Annotated in this window: 18 protein-coding genes; 13 read left to right on the top strand and 5 right to left on the bottom strand. The window is 66.2% G+C overall.

All coding sequences use genetic code 11. The annotated features are described in order from the left end of the window. Positions 1 to 12: 12 nt before the first annotated feature. Positions 13 to 1,743, top strand: a complete 1,731-nt coding sequence (locus tag IE243_RS15770; RefSeq protein ID WP_191320350.1) for an AMP-binding protein — start codon at positions 13 to 15, stop codon at positions 1,741 to 1,743. 72 nt (positions 1,744 to 1,815) lie between these two features. Here IE243_RS15770 and IE243_RS15765 read toward each other — a convergent pair whose 3' ends face one another. Further along, positions 1,816 to 3,045 carry an ABC transporter substrate-binding protein gene (locus IE243_RS15765; RefSeq protein ID WP_191320349.1) on the bottom strand — a complete coding sequence of 410 codons (1,230 nt, stop codon included), beginning with the start codon at positions 3,043 to 3,045 and terminating at the stop codon, positions 1,816 to 1,818. 172 nt (positions 3,046 to 3,217) lie between these two features. Then, entirely contained in the window at positions 3,218 to 3,742 is a 525-nt protein-coding gene (locus IE243_RS15760) for a hypothetical protein (protein ID WP_191320348.1), read from the bottom strand. Positions 3,743 to 4,025: 283 nt separating this feature from the next. Between IE243_RS15760 and IE243_RS23795 the strand changes: the two genes are divergently transcribed. The 12 genes from IE243_RS23795 to IE243_RS15700 all read left to right on the top strand — a co-directional run bounded on the left by IE243_RS23795 (position 4,026) and on the right by IE243_RS15700 (position 17,413). Then, a complete protein-coding gene (locus IE243_RS23795; RefSeq protein ID WP_191320347.1) occupies positions 4,026 to 5,099 on the top strand; it encodes a tellurite resistance TerB family protein in 1,074 nt (357 codons plus the stop codon). A 352-nt stretch (positions 5,100 to 5,451) separates the two neighbouring features. After that, positions 5,452 to 7,047: an OpgD/OpgG family glucan biosynthesis protein gene (locus IE243_RS15750; protein ID WP_191320346.1), complete on the top strand. Its 1,596-nt coding sequence runs from the start codon at positions 5,452 to 5,454 to the stop codon at positions 7,045 to 7,047. A 255-nt stretch (positions 7,048 to 7,302) separates the two neighbouring features. After that, positions 7,303 to 7,593 (top strand): hypothetical protein, encoded by a 291-nt coding sequence (locus IE243_RS15745; protein WP_191320345.1) that lies wholly within the window; start codon positions 7,303 to 7,305, stop codon positions 7,591 to 7,593. Further along, positions 7,590 to 8,384 (top strand): zinc ABC transporter ATP-binding protein AztA, encoded by a 795-nt coding sequence (gene aztA, locus IE243_RS15740; protein ID WP_191320344.1) that lies wholly within the window; start codon positions 7,590 to 7,592, stop codon positions 8,382 to 8,384. Before IE243_RS15745 ends, aztA begins: the two co-directional genes overlap by 4 nt. Before the next feature lie 71 nt (positions 8,385 to 8,455). Continuing rightward, complete coding sequence (locus IE243_RS15735) at positions 8,456 to 9,331, top strand: metal ABC transporter permease (RefSeq protein WP_191320343.1); 876 nt, start codon at positions 8,456 to 8,458, stop codon at positions 9,329 to 9,331. A 190-nt stretch (positions 9,332 to 9,521) separates the two neighbouring features. Beyond that, positions 9,522 to 10,520 carry a CobW family GTP-binding protein gene (locus IE243_RS15730; protein ID WP_373301708.1) on the top strand — a complete coding sequence of 333 codons (999 nt, stop codon included), beginning with the start codon at positions 9,522 to 9,524 and terminating at the stop codon, positions 10,518 to 10,520. A 15-nt stretch (positions 10,521 to 10,535) separates the two neighbouring features. After that, complete coding sequence (locus tag IE243_RS15725; RefSeq protein ID WP_191320342.1) at positions 10,536 to 11,561, top strand: WD40 repeat domain-containing protein; 1,026 nt, start codon at positions 10,536 to 10,538, stop codon at positions 11,559 to 11,561. 12 nt (positions 11,562 to 11,573) lie between these two features. Beyond that, on the top strand, positions 11,574 to 11,843 hold the full coding sequence (locus IE243_RS15720; protein ID WP_308432060.1) for a hypothetical protein: 270 nt from the start codon (positions 11,574 to 11,576) through the stop codon (positions 11,841 to 11,843). Between the two features lie 15 nt (positions 11,844 to 11,858). Beyond that, positions 11,859 to 12,512, top strand: coding sequence for a GNAT family N-acetyltransferase (locus tag IE243_RS15715; protein ID WP_191320341.1), 654 nt, complete (start codon positions 11,859 to 11,861; stop codon positions 12,510 to 12,512). Positions 12,513 to 12,959: 447 nt separating this feature from the next. After that, a complete protein-coding gene (locus tag IE243_RS15710) occupies positions 12,960 to 14,342 on the top strand; it encodes a serine hydrolase domain-containing protein (protein WP_244643212.1) in 1,383 nt (460 codons plus the stop codon). A 199-nt stretch (positions 14,343 to 14,541) separates the two neighbouring features. Continuing rightward, positions 14,542 to 16,362 (top strand): glycosyltransferase family 2 protein, encoded by a 1,821-nt coding sequence (locus IE243_RS15705; protein WP_210319878.1) that lies wholly within the window; start codon positions 14,542 to 14,544, stop codon positions 16,360 to 16,362. Between the two features lie 139 nt (positions 16,363 to 16,501). Beyond that, a complete protein-coding gene (locus IE243_RS15700) occupies positions 16,502 to 17,413 on the top strand; it encodes a DMT family transporter (RefSeq protein ID WP_191320366.1) in 912 nt (303 codons plus the stop codon). Positions 17,414 to 17,470: 57 nt separating this feature from the next. On the opposite strand, the gene IE243_RS15695 is transcribed toward IE243_RS15700, so the two are convergent. The 3 genes from IE243_RS15695 to IE243_RS15685 form a co-directional block, all read right to left on the bottom strand. Next, positions 17,471 to 17,989: an RNA pyrophosphohydrolase gene (locus tag IE243_RS15695; RefSeq protein WP_191320339.1), complete on the bottom strand. Its 519-nt coding sequence runs from the start codon at positions 17,987 to 17,989 to the stop codon at positions 17,471 to 17,473. Between the two features lie 353 nt (positions 17,990 to 18,342). Further along, a complete protein-coding gene (locus tag IE243_RS15690; protein ID WP_191320338.1) occupies positions 18,343 to 19,800 on the bottom strand; it encodes a S41 family peptidase in 1,458 nt (485 codons plus the stop codon). Continuing rightward, a complete protein-coding gene (locus tag IE243_RS15685; protein WP_191320337.1) occupies positions 19,800 to 21,239 on the bottom strand; it encodes a murein hydrolase activator EnvC family protein in 1,440 nt (479 codons plus the stop codon). Before IE243_RS15685 ends, IE243_RS15690 begins: the two co-directional genes overlap by 1 nt. Positions 21,240 to 21,289: the final 50 nt, after the last annotated feature.

Genomic DNA, 21,289 nt, shown 5'->3' with positions numbered 1-21,289 from the left:
GGGGATGACGCCATGAGCACACAGGAGCAAAACGCCGCCTGGCTGGCCAATGAGGCCGCTTACCTTGAGCACGTCCGGGCCCTGTGGGCGGCGCGCTGGCCACAGGGCGTTCCGCGCCAGCAGCATTTTCCACTCGGCGAGCAGACGCTCACATATTATCTGCGCGAATGGGCCCGGCGCACGCCCGACAAGGCGGCGATCATCTTCTATGGCCGCGAGATTTCCTACGCCGAACTGGACCGGCTGAGCGACCGCTTCGCCGCCGTGCTGCATGGCGCCGGCGTGCGCAAGGGCGACGCCGTTGGCGTGTTCCTGCCCAGCTGTCCGCAGTTCCTCATCGCCTTCCACGCCATTCTGAAGCTCGGCGCCATCCATGCGCCGATCAATCCGATGTTCCGTGAGTCGGAGCTGGTTTACGAACTCAACGACACCGGCGCGCGCATCCTCATCGCCCAGGACATCCTGCTGCCGGTGGTGGATGCGGCGCGCAGCCAGACCGGTTTGACCCATGTCTTCGCAACGGCCGTGTCGGCCTTCCTGCCGGAAGCGCCGTTCGGTCCCGTTCCCGCCGGCCTGGACGCGCCGTTGGTCGATCTGCCGGCGGGCGTCGTCGACTTCATGGCCGCCATGGTGGCGGAAACCGGCGCGCCGCCCGTCGTGGACGTCAGCCTGGATGACGTCGCCGCCCTCAACTACACCGGCGGCACCACCGGCCTGCCGAAGGGGTGCATCCACACCCAGCGCGACATGCTGTTCACCGGCGCCAGCATGTGCAGCATCACCGCCTCCATTGGACCGGACGATGTGATCATCAATTTCTGGCCGGTGTTCTGGATTGCCGGCGAGGACGTGGGCGTCATCGCGCCGCTGGTCGCGGGCGCAACCTGCGTGCTGCTCGCCCGTTGGGACGCCGCCGCCTGGATGGCCCAGGTGGAGCGCTACAAGGTGACCGTCACCGCGATGGTGGTCGACAACGCCGTCGAGATCATGGAGAGCCCCGATGCGGGCAAACACGACCTGACCTCGCTGCGCGAGGCGGTGGTGGCCTCCTTCGTCAAGAAGCTCAACGTTCCTTTCCGTGAGCGCTGGCGCGCCCTGACGGGCACAACCCTGCGCGAAGCCGCCTGGGGCATGACCGAGACCCACTCGTTCGACACGTTCACGCGCGGATTTCAGGACAATGATTTCGACCTGAACGCCCGCCAGGTGTTCTGCGGCCTGCCCACCGGCGCCACCGATTTCAAGATTCTGGAATTCGGTAGCGAACGGCTGATCCCGCTCGGCGAGGAGGGCGAACTGTGCGTGCGTACGCCGTCGCTGCTCAAGGGCTACTGGAACAGCCCCGGCGGCACGGCCGGCGAGATCAGGGACGGCTGGCTGCGCACTGGCGACCTCGGCATGATTACCGCGGAGGGCTTCATCCTGTTCCTCGGCCGGCGCAAGGAAATGCTCAAGGTCAAGGGCATGAGCGTGTTCCCGACGGAGATCGAGGCGGTGCTTGGGCAGCATCCTTCGGTCATCGGCAGCGGCGTCATTGGCCGCGAGGATCCGGACAAGGGCCAGGTGCCGGTCGCTTTCGTCATGGTGAAGCCGGAAGACGGCGTTGAAGCCGCCGACGTGCTGGCCTTCTGTCGCGAGCGCCTTGCCGTCTACAAGCTGCCGGAAGTGCGGGTGGTGGAGGCGCTGCCGATGACCGCGACCGGCAAGGTGAAAAAGGAGGAGCTGGCGCAGCAGTTTCTCTGAAGCTTCGCCAGACACCGCCGAATAAAAAAACCGCCGGGAAACCGGCGGTTTTTTCGTTGTCCAGGGGGGCGGTTATTTCTTCTCGCCGGCCTTCGGGTTCAGCAGCTTGCATTCGCTCTCGCTGGCCGGGATGAAAACCTCTTCCGCCGGATATTTCTTCACCAGCGTCAGCAGGTCGTCCTTGTCCTTCATCTCTTCCGGTTTTTTGACCGTCGCGTAGTACATGTCGCGCATCAGCCGGCCATCGGCGCGGATTTTGGCGTCTTTCGTGAAGAAGTCGTTGACCGGCGTTTCCTTCATCTTGGCCAGCACGGCCTTGTTTTCCGTCGTGCCGGCGGCTTTCACCGCCTTCAGGTAATGGGTCACGGCGCTGTAGACATTGGCCTGCGGGTCGGCTGGCATCTTGCCGAACTTCGCCTTGAAGCGCTCCGCGAACTTCGCCGCTTCCGGGGATTCGGTCCAGTGGTAGCTGAGCACCGCCGGCATGCCGGCCGTCGCCTTGTTGCCGAGGCCATAGACGTCGACGGTGGTCAGCGAGAACGGCACGAACTGCTGGCCATTGGCGTTGATGCCGAATTCATCGGCCTGCTTGATGCCGTTGATGAGGTCAGCGCCGCCGCCGATATGGGCGATGTTTTTCGCGCCGGAATTCTGCGCCTGCAACAGGAAGGAGCTGAAGTCCGCCGTGTTCAGCGGGAAGCGCACGGCGCCGAGGAACTTGCCGCCGTTCTTCTCGATGATCTTCTTCGAATCGCCTTCGATCGAATGACCGGCGGTATAGTCGACGGTGAGGAAGTACCAGGTGTTGCGCGCTGGCGTGGTGCTGCCCTTCACCGTCAGATTGGCGACGGAATAACCGTCATTGGCCCACTGCATGCCGTTAGGCGAGCAGTTCTTGCCGGAAATGTCGCGGCTGGAGGCCATCGAGACCACGAGGATCTTGTCTTTTTCCTCGGCCAGCTTCTGCACGGCGAGGGCGACGCCCGAGGAATAGATGTCGAACACGGCGCCAACGCCGTCCACGTCGAACCATTTGCGGGCGATCGAGGCGCCGACGTCAGGCTTGTGCATGTGGTCAGCCGCCACGACTTCGATTGGCTTGTCGAACAGCTTGCCGCCAAAGTCTTCAACCGCCATCCGCGCGGCCACGACGGAGCCCTCGCCGGTGATGGTGGAATAGACCGACGCGCGGTCGTTGAGGACGCCGATTTTCACCGGCCCCTGGTCAGCGGCGAACGCGCCGGCGCTCCAGACGGCGCCAAGGGCCGTTGCGGCCAAAAGACTCTTGTATGCAGTTTTCATTACGCCGTCCTCCCCATGGCGCACAGGTCCCCGACCGTGCGACGCCCGCCGGATGTTCTCCGGAACCGGATTTTTTACTGTTGTCTGGCGATGGCCCAACCCAAAGGTTGTCGCCTGGCCGCGCCTTGCCAGCGAGTTTCCACGCGCAGAAATAAATGTCAACAAGTTGATATTAATTGACGACTGTTCCGTTTCCGTCCGGAGGTCGGGAATCTGGCGCCGGCTGGCCTGGTATCACCACCGGACGGGCGTCATTGCTGACGCGGGCGGCGGCGTCGCTGGCGGCGCGGCGCAGGGCTGCGTAGAGCAGGCAGGCCAGCAAGAACGGCGCCAGGGAGAACAGCGAGAGGCCGCCGCCGCCGTTGGCCCGCCAGCCGATCCACAGCAGGTTAACGATGGCGATCCCCAGACAGATCCATGCCGGACTGCGCGGAAAAGCATGCACGGGCGCGCCATTGACCGGGCGAAAACCGTGAACGCCGCGAAATCCGGCCACATTATACACGTAATAGCGGCCCGCCGCGCCCACATGGATATGGGCGGCGATCTCCGGCAGGGCGCGGATATTGGCGAGCGTGGTGGTGACGCCGTGGGGATCGATCACATCGACGGCGGCGTAATTTACGGCGCGGCCCGGCGCCGCGGGGCGGCGCGCCTCGACGGCGTCCACTGTTCCGTCAATGTCTCCAAGCTTCATCGTTCCTCACCCGGCTTCTAACTTTGTGATCCGGCGCCGCCGCGGGACCGGGAGCCTTGCCACGAAACCTGACGTTGCGGCGAACGCCTTTCCGCCAGCGGTGTTTGGAGCCGTCAGCCTGACGACGTCCGGGACGCCGCCCGCCCGGGCGCGCCGCTCTGCTGGACAGCGCGCTCTTGCGTCGCAGCCAAAGCCATGGCCCGATGCGCTTCTCGCTGCGCGCCGCAAAACCGTCAACAGCGGGTGTGAGAAATCGGGCTGCACATGCAATGGAGCGATACAGATGTTCGACGCCAGGCAAATCCTTGACGCCCTTGTCGGCGCCGCGGCCATCAATCCTCAGGGCGGTCAGCCCGGCCAGCCGGGCAATGTCGCCCGTGATTCCGGCGCTCAGGGGGGTGGTCTCGGCGACATTCTCGGACAGTTGACCGGCGGCCAGGCTGCCGATGGAGGCCAGGCGACAGGCGGCGCCGCGGGGGGACTGGGCGGTCTGCTCGGCAAGATGCTTGGCGGTGGGCAAAGCGGTTCATCTGGCGGCTCATCCACCGGCGCGTCGGGCGGTGGGCTCGGCGACCTGCTTGGCGGCCTGCTGGGTGGTGGATCGGGGCAGGGACAGGCCGGCGCGCCGGTTCCGCAAGCCGGCGAGGCCCAGGGCGGCGGGCAACAGGCCGGCGGACAACAGGGTGGAGGTCTTGCAGGCTCGTTGCAGGACGCGGTCACCCGCATGGCCGGTCCGCAGGCCGGCGGTCTGCTGCGCCAGGCTATCGATTTCGCGCAGACGCCGAAAGGGGCCGCCATTCTGGCCGGTCTCGCCGGGCTGATGCTGAACAAGGCCGGGCGCACGGTCTCGGGCCGGGCGGCGCAACTGGGCGGCGCGGCGCTGGTCGGCGGCCTCACCTACAAGGCCGTGCAGGAATGGCAGGCCGGTTCGGCTCCGGCGCAGACCCAGGCCAGCACGCCGGCCCCGGCGCCCGCGGGCTCCGGCTTCGAGGCGGCCAGCCAGACCCATGACGGCGCGCTGGCGCTGGTGCAGGCCATGATCGCGGCCGCCGCTGCGGATGGTCAGGTCGATGACGCGGAACGGGCCAAGATCACCGGCGCCCTTGGTTCCGCCTTGCCCCAGGATGCGGTGGATTTCCTGAACGCCGCCTTCGCCAACCCGCTGTCGCCGGAGCAACTGGCCGATCTGGCGACCGGCCCGGAACATGCGGCGCAAATCTATGAAGCGGCCCGGTTGACCGTTGATCCGGACACCCCCGCCGAGCAGGCGTTTCTGGCGCGCCTCAAGAACAGCCTTGGCCTTGATGAGGGGCTGGTCGCCCATCTTGACGCCGCCGCGCTGAGCGCCCGCGCCTGATCATCAGGCGCTTCAAGAGCGCTTTCCGGGCAGGCGCGACTTGTCTGGCCGATCAGAAATCGCTCAAAACAGGAAGCCACGGAGCCGTCCCGGCGCTATGCTGACCGGAAACGATCCGGCCCCTGGATTCCAGACCCAGGCCCGGACCAGGCGCGCCGGATCAGGCGCGTCCAGCCCCCGGGTTCTCCGCCGGACCGTTTTGCTGGCCGATCTGGTCTGGAACCGTTTTCTGGCGTGGGCGACGATTGTCGGCCACGATGATGACGCAATATCCGTTCAACCGGCTTTACCCCCCAGGCCTGAAGGCTCCCGGCCTTCCGCCGTCCGCATTTTCCGGAGCGATGTCCTGCCCATGCTTCACCGCCGTTCGTTTCTGACTGCCTCAGCAGCCACCGCCGCCCTCGCCGCGGCGGGTTTTCCGGTTGGTGCGCTGGCTGAGGCCGGCCTCAAATTCGGGGCGCCGGCGCCGTTCTCCTTCGAGGCGCTGAAGGCGCGCGCCAAGGCTCTTGCCGCGCAGCCGTACAAGGCGGCGGCGTCGCCGGATCCGGCGGTGCTCGACGCCATCGATTATGACGCGCATGGCAAGATCAAGTTCCGCCCGCAGGACGCGCTGTTCGCTGATGGCCCCGGCGCTTTTCCGGTGACCTTCTTCCACCTCGGCCGCTTCTTCCAGCGGCCGGTGCGGATGCGCGTGGTCAAGGACGGCAAGGCGCGCGAGATCATTTACGAGCCGCGCTATTTCGACATGCCGAAGGATTCCGTGGCGCGGAAGCTGAAGGAAAATTCCGGCTTCGCCGGCTTCCGCTTCCAGGAAAGCCGCTTTGGCGACCAAAAGGAAAAGCCCTGGCAGACCAATGACTGGGTCGCCTTCCTTGGCGCGTCCTATTTCCGCGCCATCGGCGGACTGTATCAGTATGGCCTCTCGGCGCGCGGCGTCGCCATCGATTCCGCCGTGGCCGGCAAGGGCGAGGAGTTCCCGGATTTCACCGAGATCTACTTCGAGACGCCGACCAATGATGGCCCCACCGTCACCATCTTTGCGCTGCTGGAAGGCCCCTCCGTCACCGGCGCCTATCGTTTCGACATGACGCGCGGCAAGGACGACGTGGTGATGGACATCACCGCCTCGGTGAATGTGCGCAAGGCGGTGACGCGCTTTGGCCTCGCGCCGCTCACCTCCATGTACTGGTTCTCCGAGACCGCCAAGCCGACCATGGCCGACTGGCGGCCGGAGGTGCACGATTCCGACGGCCTCGCCATGTGGACCGGGTCCGGCGAGCGCATCTGGCGGCCGCTCAACAATCCACCCTACATCACTGCTTCCGCCTTCTCCGACGACAATCCGCGCGGTTTCGGCCTGATGCAGCGCGACCGCAATGTCGATCATTACCTCGACGGCGTGCGTTACGAGCGGCGGCCCAGCGCCTGGGTCGAGCCGGTCGGCGGCTGGGGCAAGGGCGCCGTGGAACTGGTGGAACTCACCACTGACGACGAGATTCACGACAATATCGTCGCCATGTGGGTTCCGGCAGGACAGACGGCGCCCGGCCAGACTCATGACATCCGCTATCGCCTGTACTGGGTCAACGGCGATCCCTTCTTCCCGGACAGCCTGGCGAAATGCGTCGCCACCCGCCTCGGCAATGGCGGCGTGCCTGGCCAGCCGCGCCCGAAAGGCGTGCGCAAGTTCATGGTCGAGTTCCTCGGCGGACCGCTGAAGGATTTGAAGTTCGGCGAAAAGCCGGAGGTCGTGCTCAGCGCCTCGCGCGGCAAGTTCTCCTACATCTTCACCGAAGCGGTGCCGGACGACATCCCCGGTCACTGGCGGGCCCAGTTCGATTTCTCGGCGGAGGGGCAGGATCCGGTGGATCTGCGCTGCTACCTGCGCCTGGGCGACAGGGTGCTGACGGAAACCTGGCTCTTCCAGTATTTCCCCAACCGGGGCTGAGATGTGGATACGCCGGCGCCCTCAGGCATGACGGGGCCGGCGTCTGCAACGGCCATGCGGGGGCCGCGCCGCGCCGGGCGCCGGCGCGCTGCTCCTGTCGCAGGCGCTCCCGGGCGCAGGCGTTCAGGCTGTTCGCCCATACCGGCGCCATGGCGTTGCGGGACGACATATTGTAATATTGGAACGTTGCATCAACGCCCGTGACGATGGGCGGAGGGAATGATTGTGAGTTCGGGCGTCAGCGCAGGGATCAGGATGGCCGATGCGGCCGGGCGCGACGTGGCCGCGTCGGGGGGCGGGTTTGCGCCGGTCCATGCGGCCGATCAGTATAGCCACGGCCAAACCCCTCATTCCCATGCGCACGGCCACTCGCATGATCGCGTCCACGGCGACGCGCACGCTCATTCGCACGCGCCCGCCGCCCGCAATCTGCCGCAACAGCCGGGGTTCTCGCTGATGCGGGCGTCGCTTGCCGAGCGGCTGCTGCTGGCGGCGGCGTTATCGGCGTTGTTGTGGATCGCCATCGCCGGAGTGCTCTGGTCATGAGCGCGCCCGTTGTCGCCCCCGTCTCCCCCCCGCCACAGCCGGCGAGGCGTCCACTGCCGCCGGTGCTGCGCTTCGACAATGTGACGCTCGGCTACGACCGCCATCCGGCGGTGCATCATTTGCATCTGCAGATCGCCCCCGGGGCGCTCACCGCCATCGTCGGCCCCAACGGCGCCGGCAAATCGACGCTGCTGAAGGCGGCGGCGGGGTTGATCCGCCCGCTCGACGGCGTCATCCAGCGCGGCGTTCCGGCGCGGCGGATCGCTTATCTTCCCCAGGCGGCGGCGCTGGACAACAGCTTTCCCCTCACGGTCTATGATCTGGTCGCCATGGGTTTATGGGAGCGTTGCGGGCTGTTTGGCCGCATCGGCCGCCGTCATGCGCCGCGCATCGCCGAAGCCCTGCGCGCCGTGGGGCTCACCGGCCTCGAGAGCCGGCCCATCGGCGCGCTCTCAGGCGGCCAGTTGCAGCGCGCCCTGTTCGCCAGGCTGCTGCTGCAGGACGCCGCGCTGATCCTGCTCGACGAGCCGTTCAACGCCCTCGACGCCGCCACCGTCGCTGACCTGACCGCGCTGATCCATCGCTGGCGCGACGAGGGCCGCACCGTGCTCGCCGCCCTGCACGATCTGGAGCTGGTGCGCGCTTCCTTTCCGCAGACCCTGCTGCTGGCGCGCGAACTGATCGCCCACGGGCCCACCGACGTGGCGCTCACCGAAGCCAATCTTGCGCGGGCGCGCCGTATGAACGAGGCTCCCGATCCTCACGCCGCCCCCTGTGTCCGCGCCGCCTGAGGCCATGGCGCGCAATCCAGCGCGCAAGCCCCGCAATTCCAGACCCCGCAGTTCCGGATAGCTTCCTTACCATGCACGCCATTTACGCCTGGCTGATCGGGCCGTTCGTCGAATTCGACTTCCTGCGCCGGGCGCTGGTGGGGGCGCTGGCCCTGTCGCTGTCCGGCGCGCCGGTTGGCGTGTTCCTGATGTTGCGCCGCATGAGCCTGACCGGCGACGCCATGGCGCACGCCATTCTGCCAGGCGCCGCCATTGGCTATCTGCTCTACGGTCTGTCGCTGCCGGCGATGACCTTCGGCGGTCTTGCCGCCGGCTTTGTCGTGGCGCTGCTGGCCGGGGCCGTGGCGCGACTCACCCAGTTGCGCGAGGACGCCTCCATGGCGGCGTTTTATCTGCTGTCGCTGGCGCTCGGCGTCACCATCGTCTCGCTGCGCGGCTCCAATGTCGATCTGCTGCACGTGCTGTTCGGCTCGGTGCTGGCGCTGGACGACGCCACGTTGATTCTGCTCGGCGCCGTGGCCGTCATCACCCTGTTCACTCTGGCGGCGCTGTGGCGGCCGCTGGTGGTGGAGTGCGTTGATCCGGGCTTTTTGCGTTCGGTCAGCCGCGCCGGCGCGCCGACGCACCTGATTTTCCTGGTGCTGCTGGTGCTCAACCTGGTGGCCGGGTTCCATGCGCTGGGCACGCTGCTGGCGGTGGGCGTCATTGTGCTGCCGGCGGTTTCCGCCCGCTTCTGGGCGCGCCAGGTCACCGGCATGGCCGCTGTCGCCATCGCCGTGGCGGCGCTGTCCGGATGGCTTGGCCTGGCGCTGTCCTATCACCACGGTCTGCCAGCCGGGCCGGCGATCATTCTCGTCGCCGGGGTGATCTACGTGCTGTCGCTGTGCCTCGGCCCGGTGGGCGGCCTGGTGTGGCGGGCGTTGCCTGGCCGGCATCTCGAAGCATGAATGGCGCCTGGAGCATGGCTGTCTCCCGGACGCCGGGGCTTTCACTTTTGCCGCGCTGACCAATATATCTGTGTCAGCCAATCGGGGAGCGGCGCGCCGGCTGCCGGCGCATCCCGCTCCTTATCCTGTCAGCGCAACGCCGCTGCGGCGCAGGGTTGCCCTTGCGCCAGAGCCATTTCCGGAGGCCACCATGCCAGACATGCCCGAGACGAATACAGGCGCCGATGCGTCCGGCAAGATTCCCGTCACCGTGCTCACCGGCTACCTTGGCGCTGGCAAGACGACCCTGCTCAACCGCATTCTCAGCGAGCCGCACGGCAAGAAGTTCGCCGTCATCGTCAACGAGTTCGGCGAGGTCGGCATCGACAATGACCTCGTCGTTGGCGCCGACGAGGAAGTGTTCGAGATGAACAATGGCTGCGTCTGCTGCACGGTGCGCGGCGACCTGATCCGCATCATCGACGGGCTGATGAAGCGCAAGGGCGGCTTTGACGGCATCATCGTCGAGACCACTGGCCTGGCCGATCCCGCCCCGGTGGCGCAGACCTTCTTCATGGATCAGGACGTGCAGGATCGCACCCGCCTTGACGCCGTGGTGACGGTGGTGGACGCCAAATGGCTGGGGCAGAGGCTGAAGGACGCGCCGGAAGCGCATAACCAGATCGCCTTCGCCGACGTGCTGGTTCTCAACAAGACTGATCTGGTGACGCCAGAGGAACTGGCCGGGGTGGAGGCGCAGGTGCGCGCCATCAACCCCTACGCCCGGCTGCACCGCACCCGGAACGCCCAGGTCGCCATCGACGACGTGCTCGGCCGCAACGCCTTCGATCTCGACCGCATCATGGAGCTGGAGCCCGACTTCCTGGAGGCGGGCCACCACGCCCACCACGACAGTGACATCCAGTCGGTGGCGGTGACCATCGACGGCGACGTCGATCCGGACAAATTCCTGCCCTGGCTCAATGATTACGCCCAGCGCGAGGGCGCCAATCTGTTGCGCTCCAAGGGAATTCTGGCGTTTCGCGGCGAGCCGAAGCGCTTCGTCTTCCAGGGCGTGCACATGATGCTGGACGGCGATTTGCAGCGCGACTGGCGCCCTGACGAAAAGCGCACGTCCAGGATCGTGATGATCGGTCGCGATCTGGATCGGGAAGCCATTGAAAAGGCGTTCCGCGCCTGCGCCGTTTGATCTGGTGGTGAATCCATGACCTCTGCCGCCCCGAACGCCACGGCCACAGGCGCCGTGACCTCCCTTCTTGATCATGTGCGGCCGCTCGATGCGGGCGCGCATGTGACCGGCGCCGCCTTCGCTGGCGACACCGCGATGCTGGCCCTTGGCGACGGCTGCGTGCTGCTGTGCGACGCCGCCGGCGAGCGGCGCGTCGATGCCCATCCGGGCGGCGCGGTGCTGGCCGCGGTCGGCGCCGGAGACCGCTTCATCACAGGTGGCGACGACGGACGGGTCGTCGCGACGCTGGCGAATGGCGAAACCCAGGCCATCGCCGATGAAAAAGGCCGCTGGATCGACGCGGTGGCCGCCAGCGGCGGCGCCATCGCCTGGAGCTGCGGCAAGCAGGTGGCGGCGCGCGACGCCAAAGGGAACGTGCGCCGCATGCAGGCGCCGTCGAGCGTGCGCGGCATTGCCTTCGCGCCAAAGGGCTACCGGCTGGGCCTCGCTCATTACAACGGCGCCAGCCTGTGGTTCCCCAACACGGACGCCGCGCCGGAGGCGCTGTTCTGGAAAGGCTCGCACCTCGACGCCAGCTTCTCGCCGGATGGCCGCTTCTTCATCACCTCCATGCAGGAGAACATGCTGCACGGCTGGCGGCTGGCCGATAAAAAAGACATGCGCATGTCGGGCTACCCGGCCAAGCCGCGTTCGCTGTCCTGGTCGCATGACGGGCTATGGATGGCGTCGTCCGGCGCTGACGCCGCCATCATCTGGCCGTTCGAGGCCAAGGATGGCCCGATGGGCAAGGCGCCGCGCGAATGCGGCGTGCGCCCGGCGAAGGTGACCCAGGTCGCATTCCATCCACGGGCCCTGATCGTCGCCATCGGCTATGACGACGGGGCGGTGATGCTGGTGCGGCTGACCGACAATTCCGAACTGATGGCGCGCATGCCGGCCGCCGGCGGCGCGGTGACGGCGATGGCGTGGGACGCCAAAGGCAAGCGGCTGGCGTTTGGAACCGCCGACGGCGCTGGCGGCCTGCTCACCCTGCCGGTCTGATCGGGCGTCGCCATGGCTATGTCCTGGTTCGGCAGGAAACCCGCCCCGGATCGCGCTGTTGGCGATCGCATCCGCGCCTGGGCGGCGACGGCCTGCGGCGGCGATCCTGAAACGCGGTTTTCGGTGAACGAGATCATCTGCCGTGATCCATCCTGCCCGGGGACGGAGACGGTGATCCTGGTGATGGCGCCAGGCGTCAGAACCCGGGCGCTCAAGATCGCCCTTCCCATGGTTGCGGTGACGGAGCAGGACGTTCAACAGGCTGTTATGGACAGCGCCTGAAACGGGAGGCGGGGTATGGTTGATCTGCCGGCGGACTGGACGGCACCGCCGTTTCCCCCGCGCCAGCCGCTGGACGGGCAATGGGCGCGGCTGGAGCCGCTTGATCTTCAGCGGCACGGCGATGATCTGGCGGCGGCGTTTCGCGGCGCCGACGCGGTCTGGACCTGGTTGCCGCCCGTGGCGCCAGCCGGTGATGCGGGCCTGCGCGCCATCGTCGCCGACGTGGCGGAGCGCCCTGGCATACTGCCTTACGCCGTCGTGGAGCGGCGCACCGGCCGGGCAGGCGGTTTTCTGACCATCATGGAAATCCGGCCGGCCGATGGCGTGGCTGAAATCGGTTATGTGGCGTTCGCGCCGGGCCTGCAGAGAACCCGCGAGGCGACGGAGGCGGTGTTCCTGTTGCTGCGGCAACTGTTCGGCGCCGGCTATCGCCGGGTGGAATGGAAGTGCGATAATGACAACGCCCCGTCGCGTCGGGCGGCCGCGCGCTTCGGCTTCCAGTACGAAGGCCTGTTTCGCCAGCATATGGCGCGCAAGGGCCGCAACCGCGACACCGCCTGGTTCTCCATGCTCGATCACGAATGGCCGGCGTGCGAGCGTGTGTTCGCCGCCTGGCTGGCGCCCGAGAATTTCGACGGCGCGGGCCGGCAACGTGCGTCGCTGCGTTAGCGAGCTTTCCGGCCAGGCGGAGCCGTCTGGTCAGCCAGAGTTCGCGCAAAGCAGGAAACGCGTCCAGGGCATTTCCGGGAGAAGCGGCCTCCCGCTTTTCGTGGGGAGTCGCGCCCTGGTGAACAAATCTGCCTCCGCAGCCGGCCACGCATCGCGCCGGGTCCGCGTATCGTGAATCGTTCCGGCCGAAAGGTGAAACCATTTCCCCGAACAGGTTGGAAAGCGATGTGTCTGATCCAGCTTCGCCGGGCGCCCCGATGGTTGGCCGGGTGCGTTGTAACGCCACTTTTTTCCGGGGTTCTGTCGCTTCACCAGCGGATTACTTCATGGCCATTGGTGGTATGGCCACAGGCCGTGCAAATCATCTATCCTCGCTGAGTATTCGGTGCTGAGCGCATCAAATGAGATGCGAACCGGCCCGCAGCGGCGCGCCGGAGCAGGGAGGACATGAGCATGGTTGAAGCCGGGAAGCACGGTCCGGAAAATGGGTTCGCCAGGGCGCCGTCGCGGCGTCGGGCCGCTGTGAAGGCGCTGGCGCTGGGGACGGTCGCCCTTGCCGCCGTCTGGAGTCAGGCCGCTGGCGCCCAGGGTGGGCCAGCCCTGCCGGATCCGGCGACAACCGACCCGATCAAGCTCGGCTGGATGCAGGGCTCGCCGCCGCCAAAAGACAAAACGATCCGCGCTGCTGACGGCAGCATGCTGAAGTTCCCGCAAATCCGCTGGTCGTTCAACCACATGCGCGAGCTGCTGCCGACGCGCGACGTGCGCCATGCGGAAACGCCTTCCACGCTGGCGACGCAGCCCGCCGAACTGGATGGCGTGGCGTTCAAGACCATGACCGGCGCCGACATGACCTGGAAGGAGATGCTGGCGAACACCTATACTGACAGCATTCTGGTGATGCATGACGGCAAGGTGATCTACGAGCGCTATTTTGGCGCGGCGGCGCCGCACCGGCCGCACCAGGCCATGTCTGTCACCAAATCGTTCGTCGGCACGCTGGCGGCCATGTTGGCGGCGGAAGGCAAGCTCGACCCGCAGGCGCCTGTCACCAAATATGTGCCTGAGCTGAAGGATTCAGCCTATGGCGACGCTACGGTGCGCGACGTCATGGATATGCGCATCGGCGTCAAATACACCGAGAACTATGCCGATCCGACCTCAAGCATCTGGGATTACGCCCGGGCCGGAGGCATCCTGCCGCGGCCGCCGGGCTACAAGGGGCCGGACAATTTCGCCGAGTTCCTGGCGGCGCTGCCCAAGGAGGGGCCGCACGGCAAGGATTTCGCCTACAAGACCAGCAACGCCGAGGTGCTGGCCTGGATCGTACGCCGGGCCGGCGGCAAGTCCCTGGCGGAATTGCTGCGTGAGCAGATCTGGGAGCCAGTGGGCGCCGATGACGACGCCTATTTCCTGATGGACCCGGCGGGGGATGAGTCAGGCGGCGGCGGTCTGAACGCCACCCTGCGCGACATGGCCCGTTTCGGCGAACTGATGCGCAATGACGGCAAGGTCGGCGATCGCCAGGTGATTCCGGCGGGCGTTGTCGCCGATATCCGCAACGGCGGCGATCGCGACGCCTTCGCCGCAGCCGGCTACAAAACCTTGCCGGGCTGGTCCTACCGCAACATGTGGTGGGTGACGAACAACGCCAACAAGGCGTTCATGGCGCGCGGCATCCATGGTCAGTCGATTTATGTCGACCCGGCCGCCAAAATGGTGATCGCCCGCTTCGCGTCCCACCCCATCGCCGCCAACGCCGCCAACGATCCGCTGACCCTGCCGGCCTTCGCAGCCATGGCGGCGCATCTGATGAAACAGAAGCCGTGATCCGTCAGGCATGACGGCGGATCCGCCGCCGCCGTCACGCCGCGTCATGGCCGTTCTGCCGCCGTTTGCATGATGCAGATGCTCAGGTTAGAGCAGTTCTCGTCGGGCATTCCCGATCAGGCTGGAGCATCCGGGAGACACCGTCATAATGACACGGCAGAGCGGCGAGCCCCCCCAGGGAAACGCTGGTGAGCGCCAGATGACAACCAGGCGGCCGACGGGTGCGCCTGGTCACCCCGTTGATCTTGCGCGCGCACTTGCCAAACGGCTTTTGCCGCTTGGCGCCCGGGACTGGTTGCGCCGGCGGTTGACGCCTTTCGCCGGCAGCAATCGCCTGGCGCGTCGTCTGTTGGGCGCCGGTGGGGCGTCCTATCGCTATGTCTCGCCTGAGCGTCCGGCCGATCTCGCCGAGATCCTGGCGGAGCCAGGGCCAGGCATCCGGTTTTCTATTGTCACCCCGACCTGGAATACGCCTCCGGCGTTGCTGGAGGCGATGATCCGTTCGGTGCAGGCGCAATGGTATCCCCATTGGCAGTTGATTCTCGCTGACGACGCCAGTCCATCGCCTGAGACGCGCGCGGCGTTGGCGCAGATTTCGGATCCGCGCGTCCAGGTGCTGTTCACGGAGCAGAATGGCGGCATCTCCGCCGCCACCAACCGCGCCATCGCGGCGGCGACGGGCGACTACATCGTCTTTTTGGACCATGACGACGAACTGACCGTCGATTGTCTGTATGAACTGGCGCGCGCCATACGCGATACGGACGCTGACTATCTGTATAGCGACGAGGACAAGCTCTCGCCGCGCGGCTGGCATTTTGAGCCGTTTTTCAAACCGGACTGGTCACCCGACACGCTGATGAGCATCATGTACACCTGCCACGTCAGTTGCGTGCGCAGGAGCCTGCTGGATGAGACGGGGCTGTTGCGGTCTGAGTTCGACGGCAGCCAGGACTGGGATCTGGTGCTGCGGATCACCGAGAAGGCGCAGCGCATCGTTCATATCCCCAGGGTGCTGTATCACTGGCGCGTCAATCCAGGCTCCGCCGCCGGGGATCAAGCCGCCAAGCCCTATGCCATCGACGCCGGCAAGCGGGTTCGGGAAGACGCGCTGGCCCGGCGCGGCATATCTGGCGCTCTGGAGCCCTTGCGGGAGGCGCGCGGCTTTTTCCGCGTGCGCCCGCACATGCAGGGCGCGCCGCTGATTTCCATTGTCATTCCGAGCAAGAATAACGGCCGGGTGCTCGGCGTGTGCCTGGAGTCCATCCGGACAAAGTCCAGCTACCAGAATGTTCAGATCGTTGTGCTGGATAATGGCACAACCGACGCCGCGACCCTGCAGATGCTGGAAGAGGAGCGGCGGAAGGACGTGAAGGTCATTCGCCACGATGCGCCGTTCAACTATTCCGAGCTGAACAATATCGGCGCGCACCATTCCGATGGCGAGCTGCTGCTGTTCCTCAACGACGACACAGAAGTGATGACGCCGGATTGGCTGGAGCGGATGGCCGGTTTCGCGCAACTGTCGCACATCGGCGCCGTTGGCGCCAAATTGCTGTACCCGCAGAGCCGGGGCGTGCAGCACGTGGGCGTGATCAATTCGGAGATTGGCCCGGTTCACGCCTCGCAACATGAGCGGGCGAACCGGCCTGGTTATTTCCTGCGCAATGTACTGGAATATAACTGGCTCGCTGTGACTGGCGCCTGTTTGATGATCACACGCACGAAGTTCGACGCAGTCGGCGGATTCAATGAGCAACTACCCGTTGCTTATAACGACGTCGACTTGTGCTTTCGCCTCTATGAGCGCGGTTACTACAATATCGTGGCGACGGCGGCGGAATTGCTTCACTATGAATCGGTCAGCCGGGGCAATGATTTAATGGACCCGGCGAAACGGGCGCGTCTCGACGCCGATCGAGAGAAGCTTTATGGCGCACACCCGGACCTCCGCAACCGGGATCCATTTTATAATCCCAATTTCCATCCGCGGGGAGCGCACTTCGAACTTGCGGGCTGACGGCTGCGGTCAGGAGGCGGGGCTTCCAAAAGCGTGACCGTTATCTGAAACTGCGCCAGCCAGGGTGAGCCTCGAACGGCGCCTGCCACATTCCTGAGACCATAAGTCCGTGACTAGCCCCGCTCCCGTCAGTCCCGGCATGACCGGCCGCCTCTGGCTGATGATATTGTTGATGTCCGCCCTGTGGGGCGGCGGCTTCATGTTCATCAAGTTCGCCCTCACCGGCTTTGCGCCGTTCAGCGTGGTCGCCGGACGGGTGGGGGTGGCCGCGGTGGCGCTCGGTCTCATCGTGGCGGTGGGGCGGCAACGTCTGCCGCGTCAGGCGAAGGTCTGGCGGGCGTTCTTCATGATGGGGGCGCTCAACAACCTGATTCCGTGGATGATGGTGGCGTGGGCGCAGACGCAGATTCCCTCCAGCATGGCCGCCATTCTCAACGCGCCGACGCCCTTGCTGACGGCGGTGATGGCGCATCTGCTGACCCATGACGAAAAGCTGACCCGGCAAAGATTCACTGGCGTCCTCGCCGGCATGTTGGGCGTCGCCCTGGTGGTGGGCCCCGGGGTCCTGTCCGGCATGGACAGCGCCGTTCTGGCGCAAATCACCTGCCTGTCGGCGACGGTCAGCTACGCCGCGTCCGCCGTCTATGGCCGGGTGTTCCGCAGCATGGAGGTGACGCCGGTGGTCGCCGCCTTTGGTCAGCAATTGATGGTGGCTTGCGTCATCGTTCCGCTTGCGCTGGCGGTCGACCAGCCGTGGTCCCGTCCGGCGCCGGGGGCAGGGGCCCTCGCGGCGGTGCTGGCGCTGGGCGTGATCGCCACGGCGCTGCCCTATATCATTTTCTACCGGGTGCTGGCGGAGGCCGGCGCCACCAATCTGATGCTGGTGAACCTGCTGATTCCAGGCTGGGCTGTGGCGCTCGGCGCCATGGTGCTGGGCGAGCGGCTGCCGCCCACGGCCTTCCTTGGCATGGCGATGGTTGGCGTCGGCCTGGCGGTGATCGACGGTCGGCTGTTTCCGGCGATCTGGCGCCGGCTGACGGGGCGAAGCTGACGCCAGCATCCGGGTCAGCCCGCCTCACCGGATGCTGGTCCAGCCTGGAATCGGGCCTCAGTTTTTCGGCAGTTGCGAAAAAGCGGCCACGACCTGTTCGTAAACGGGGCGCTTGAACGGGATGATCAGGCCTGGCAGGCTGTCCATGGGCGCCCAGCGCCACTCGCTGAATTCCGCCCTGTGGCCGCCAGCCGGATGGCGCACGTTGATCTCCGACTCATTGCCGGTGAAACGCATGGCGAACCACTTCTGCTTTTGCCCGCGATAGCGGCCCCGCCACGAGCGGCGCAGGATTTCCTGTGGCAGGTCATAGCTGTACCAGGCGGGGGCTTCGGCAACCAGCTCAACGGAGCTGACGCTGGTTTCCTCGTAGAGTTCGCGCAGGGCGGCGGGGTAGGGCTCCTCGCCGTCGTCAATGCCGCCCTGGGGCATTTGCCAGGAATAGGCGGCGTTAACGTGTTCAGGCCCGGCCTCGCCGCGCCGCTTGCCGACAAACACCTCGTTGTCGCGATTGAGCAGCATGACGCCGACGCACAGCCGATAGGGAAGTCTCAAAAAGCGCTTGTCGTCAGTCATGGCAGGCCTCGCCCGGGATAAATTGGTGGCGCTCAGGCAGACAGGGGGCGTCCGGCCCATTCGGGTCAGCCCTGTCCTGCGCCTTGTGCTGCAGACCCCGAAGCATTCCCGGGGGGGGAGGTTGTTATGCCGGATGCGACCCTGCTCTGGCAATGGTCTGGCGGCGGCTGGCCGTGAACCTGCCACACGCGGCCTGTTGCCTGAATGAGCGGCGCGTCGCCTTCATCCAAGCGCGCCTCGCGGCGAAACCCGGCGCCAGCCTTTTCAGGAGGCGTCCTGATCAAAAAGGCGCGGATACGAAAAAGGCCCCGGCGATTTTCGCCAGGGCCATCCCTTGTTTCCGGTCTGGCGCCTCAGTTGGCCTTGGCCTTCTGTGGGTCGGCGGGTTTGACGACGGCGGCGGTGGCGCGACCGGTGCGCAGAAGTTCAAGGGCGGCCTGCAACTGCTTGTCCTTGGCCGGGTCCGGCGGGATGTAGGCCGAGGAACCGGACTGCTCCTCCGGCTCCTTGTCCTTGCCGGCCTTGTCCTTGCTGGCCTTCTCAGGCGTGGCCTTTCCAGCGCCAGGAGCGGCCTTGTCGTCCGGCTTCGTCTGGGCGGCGTCCTGCTGCTCCGCCTTCTCCCTGTCGCGACGCTCGCCGGAGAGGTGCCCCTTCAGGCCGGCCTCACCCTTGGTTTCGTCCTTGCCCTTCCACTCGTCGGGGATGTCCTGCAGCACCACCATGTCAGGGTCGATGCCCTTGGCCTGGATGGAGCGGCCAGACGGCGTGTAGTAACGGGCGGTGGTGAGCCGCAGCGCGCCGTTGGAGCCCAGCGGGATGATGGTCTGCACCGATCCCTTGCCGAACGAGCGCGTGCCGATGAGCGTGGCGCGCTTGTGGTCCTGCAGGGCGCCGGCGACGATTTCCGCCGCCGAGGCGGAGCCGCCGTTGATGAGCACGACCACAGGCTTGCCGTTGGTGAGATCGCCGTTGCGGGCGCTGAAGCGCTGCGTCTCGTCGGCGTTGCGGCCACGGGTGGACACGATCTCGCCACGGTTCAGGAAGGCGTCGGAGACATAAACCGCCTGATCAAGCAGACCGCCGCGGTTGTTGCGCAGGTCAAGGACATAGCCCTTGATCTTGTCGGCGCCGATTTCCTTGGTGGTCTTCTCGATGGCCGCCTTCACGTCGTCGAAGCTGTGCTCGATGAACTGGGTCAGGCGGACATAGGCGATGTCGCCCTCGACGCGCGAGCGCACCGAGCGGATCGAGATCATCTCACGGGTCAGCGTCACCTGCAGCGGGTCCTTGCGGCCCGGGCGCTGGATGGTGAGCGTGACCTTGGTGTTGACCGGGCCGCGCATCTTGTCGACGGCCTGGTTCAGCGCCATGCCCTGCACCGCTTCACCGTCGATCTTCGTGATCAGATCGTTGGTGAGGATGCCGGCGCGGGCGGCGGGCGTGTCGTCGATCGGCGTCACCACCTTGATCTGGCCGTCCTCCTGCGTCACCTCGATGCCGAGGCCGCCAAACTGGCCCCGCGTCTCCACCTGCATGTCCTTGAACGCCTTCGCGTCCATGTAGCTGGAGTGGGGATCAAGCGATGAGAGCATGCCGTTGATGGCTGACTCGATCATCTTGCCTTCGCTGGGCTTCTCGACGTAGTCGCTGCGGACCTTTTCAAACACGTCGCCGAACAGGTTGAGCTGGCGGTAGATGTCTGGCGAGGCTGCGGTGGCGCTGGTCGTGGACATCAGCCGGGTCTGCGTCGCCACGAGCGACATGCCGACGCCCATCGCCACGCCGCAAACCAGAATGGAAATCTTTCGCATTATCCGCGAACCTTTTCGCCTTGAGACGCGCCCTGGGATCTGGACCACCAGGGCGTGGGGTCGATCGCCCCGCCATCCTTACGGAATTCGATGTAAAGGGCCGGTCCCGGATGTGCATCCGCCCGTCCGCCCCCGGTTGCTTCTGCGTTGTCAGGCGTCCCCGCGCCGGCCTTGTCCGCGTCGCTGGCGCCAGATTGCGCCTGCCCCATGATGGCGACAGGTTCACCGGCCAGGACGAACTGGCCGAGACTGACGTTGATCCGCTCCATGCCGGCCAGCAGGACATAGTACCCACCGCCCGCATTTATGATCAAGAGTTGGCCGAACGACCGGAACGGGCCAGCAAATGACACCCAACCATCAGAAGGCGCCGAAACAACGGCGCCGGGTTGCGCCGCGATGGTGATTCCCTGCGTCTTGCCGCCAGCAGAATCCGATGTTCCAAAGGAAACCACCTCTTTTCCACCCACGGGCAGCGGCAACTGGCCGCGCGCGTCGACGAAGGCGATCTTGGGTTCAAGGCGCGCCGGGTCCTTGAACGCCAGCGAGGCGAGCTGTTCCTTCGCGTTCTTGAGGTCTTCCTCGGCCTTGCGCGCCGCCGCGGTGTTGCGCTGGGCCGCGCCAAGCTCAGCCTCAAGCCGGGCGATCAGGCTCTTGAGGTCGGTCGCTTGTTTGGCCAGCGCGGCCGCCTGACTGGTCTGGTCGCTGGTTTCCTGTTCGGCGCCGGCGAGGCGGGCCTGGCGCGCCTCGATCAGCGCCGCCAGGCGTCGCCGCTCCTCGACGATCGCTTCCATTTCCCGGAAGAGGGTCTGCTTGTCCGCCTTGATGGCGTCGCCGAGCCGCACCAGCTCTGCCAGATCGCTGGCGAGGGCGCGGGTTTCGGCCCGCAACTCCGGCAGCACCGCCCCCAGCAGGATCGAGGTGCGCACCGCCGTCAGCAGGTCGTCAGGACTGGCGAGCACCGCCGGCGGCGGACGCCGGCCGATGCGCTGCAACGCCGCCATCACCTCGACGATGACGTCCTGGCGGCTCTGGAACGATTTGCGGATGGCCGCGGCGCTGTCGTTGAGGGTGGCGAGACGCGATTCGAGTTCGGCGATTCGTTCTTCCGTCGCCTGCACCTTGCTGGTGGTGTTCAGCAGGGCGCCGTTGAGGCGGGCGCGGTCCAGCTTGATGGCGGCGATTTCCGCCTCCAGACGAATCCGCGCTTCCTCGCTGGAGTGCAGGCGGGTTTCGATGGCCTTCAGTTCGGCCTCTCGCGCGTCTTTCTCGGTCTGGCGGGTGTTGGTGCCGGGGCGTTGCTGGGCAGTGGCCACGCCAGCGGGCAGCGCGGCGGCGCACGCCGTCGCCAGGGCGCAGGCCAGCAGGCCTCCCCTTGCGATTCGCAGGGTGGAGAGGGCGCGACGCGAACGGGGCGGCGGGAGCGCGGAATGAACCATGTCCAGATGTGCTCAGATGCTGACCGCGTGAATGACAGGCGAGCGGCGCA

The sequence above is a fragment of the Camelimonas fluminis genome (assembly GCF_014656355.1).
Lineage (GTDB): Bacteria > Pseudomonadota > Alphaproteobacteria > Rhizobiales > Beijerinckiaceae > Camelimonas > Camelimonas fluminis.
The sequence above is the reverse complement of the archived record's forward strand: the minus strand, read 5'-3'. Positions and strand labels throughout refer to the sequence as shown.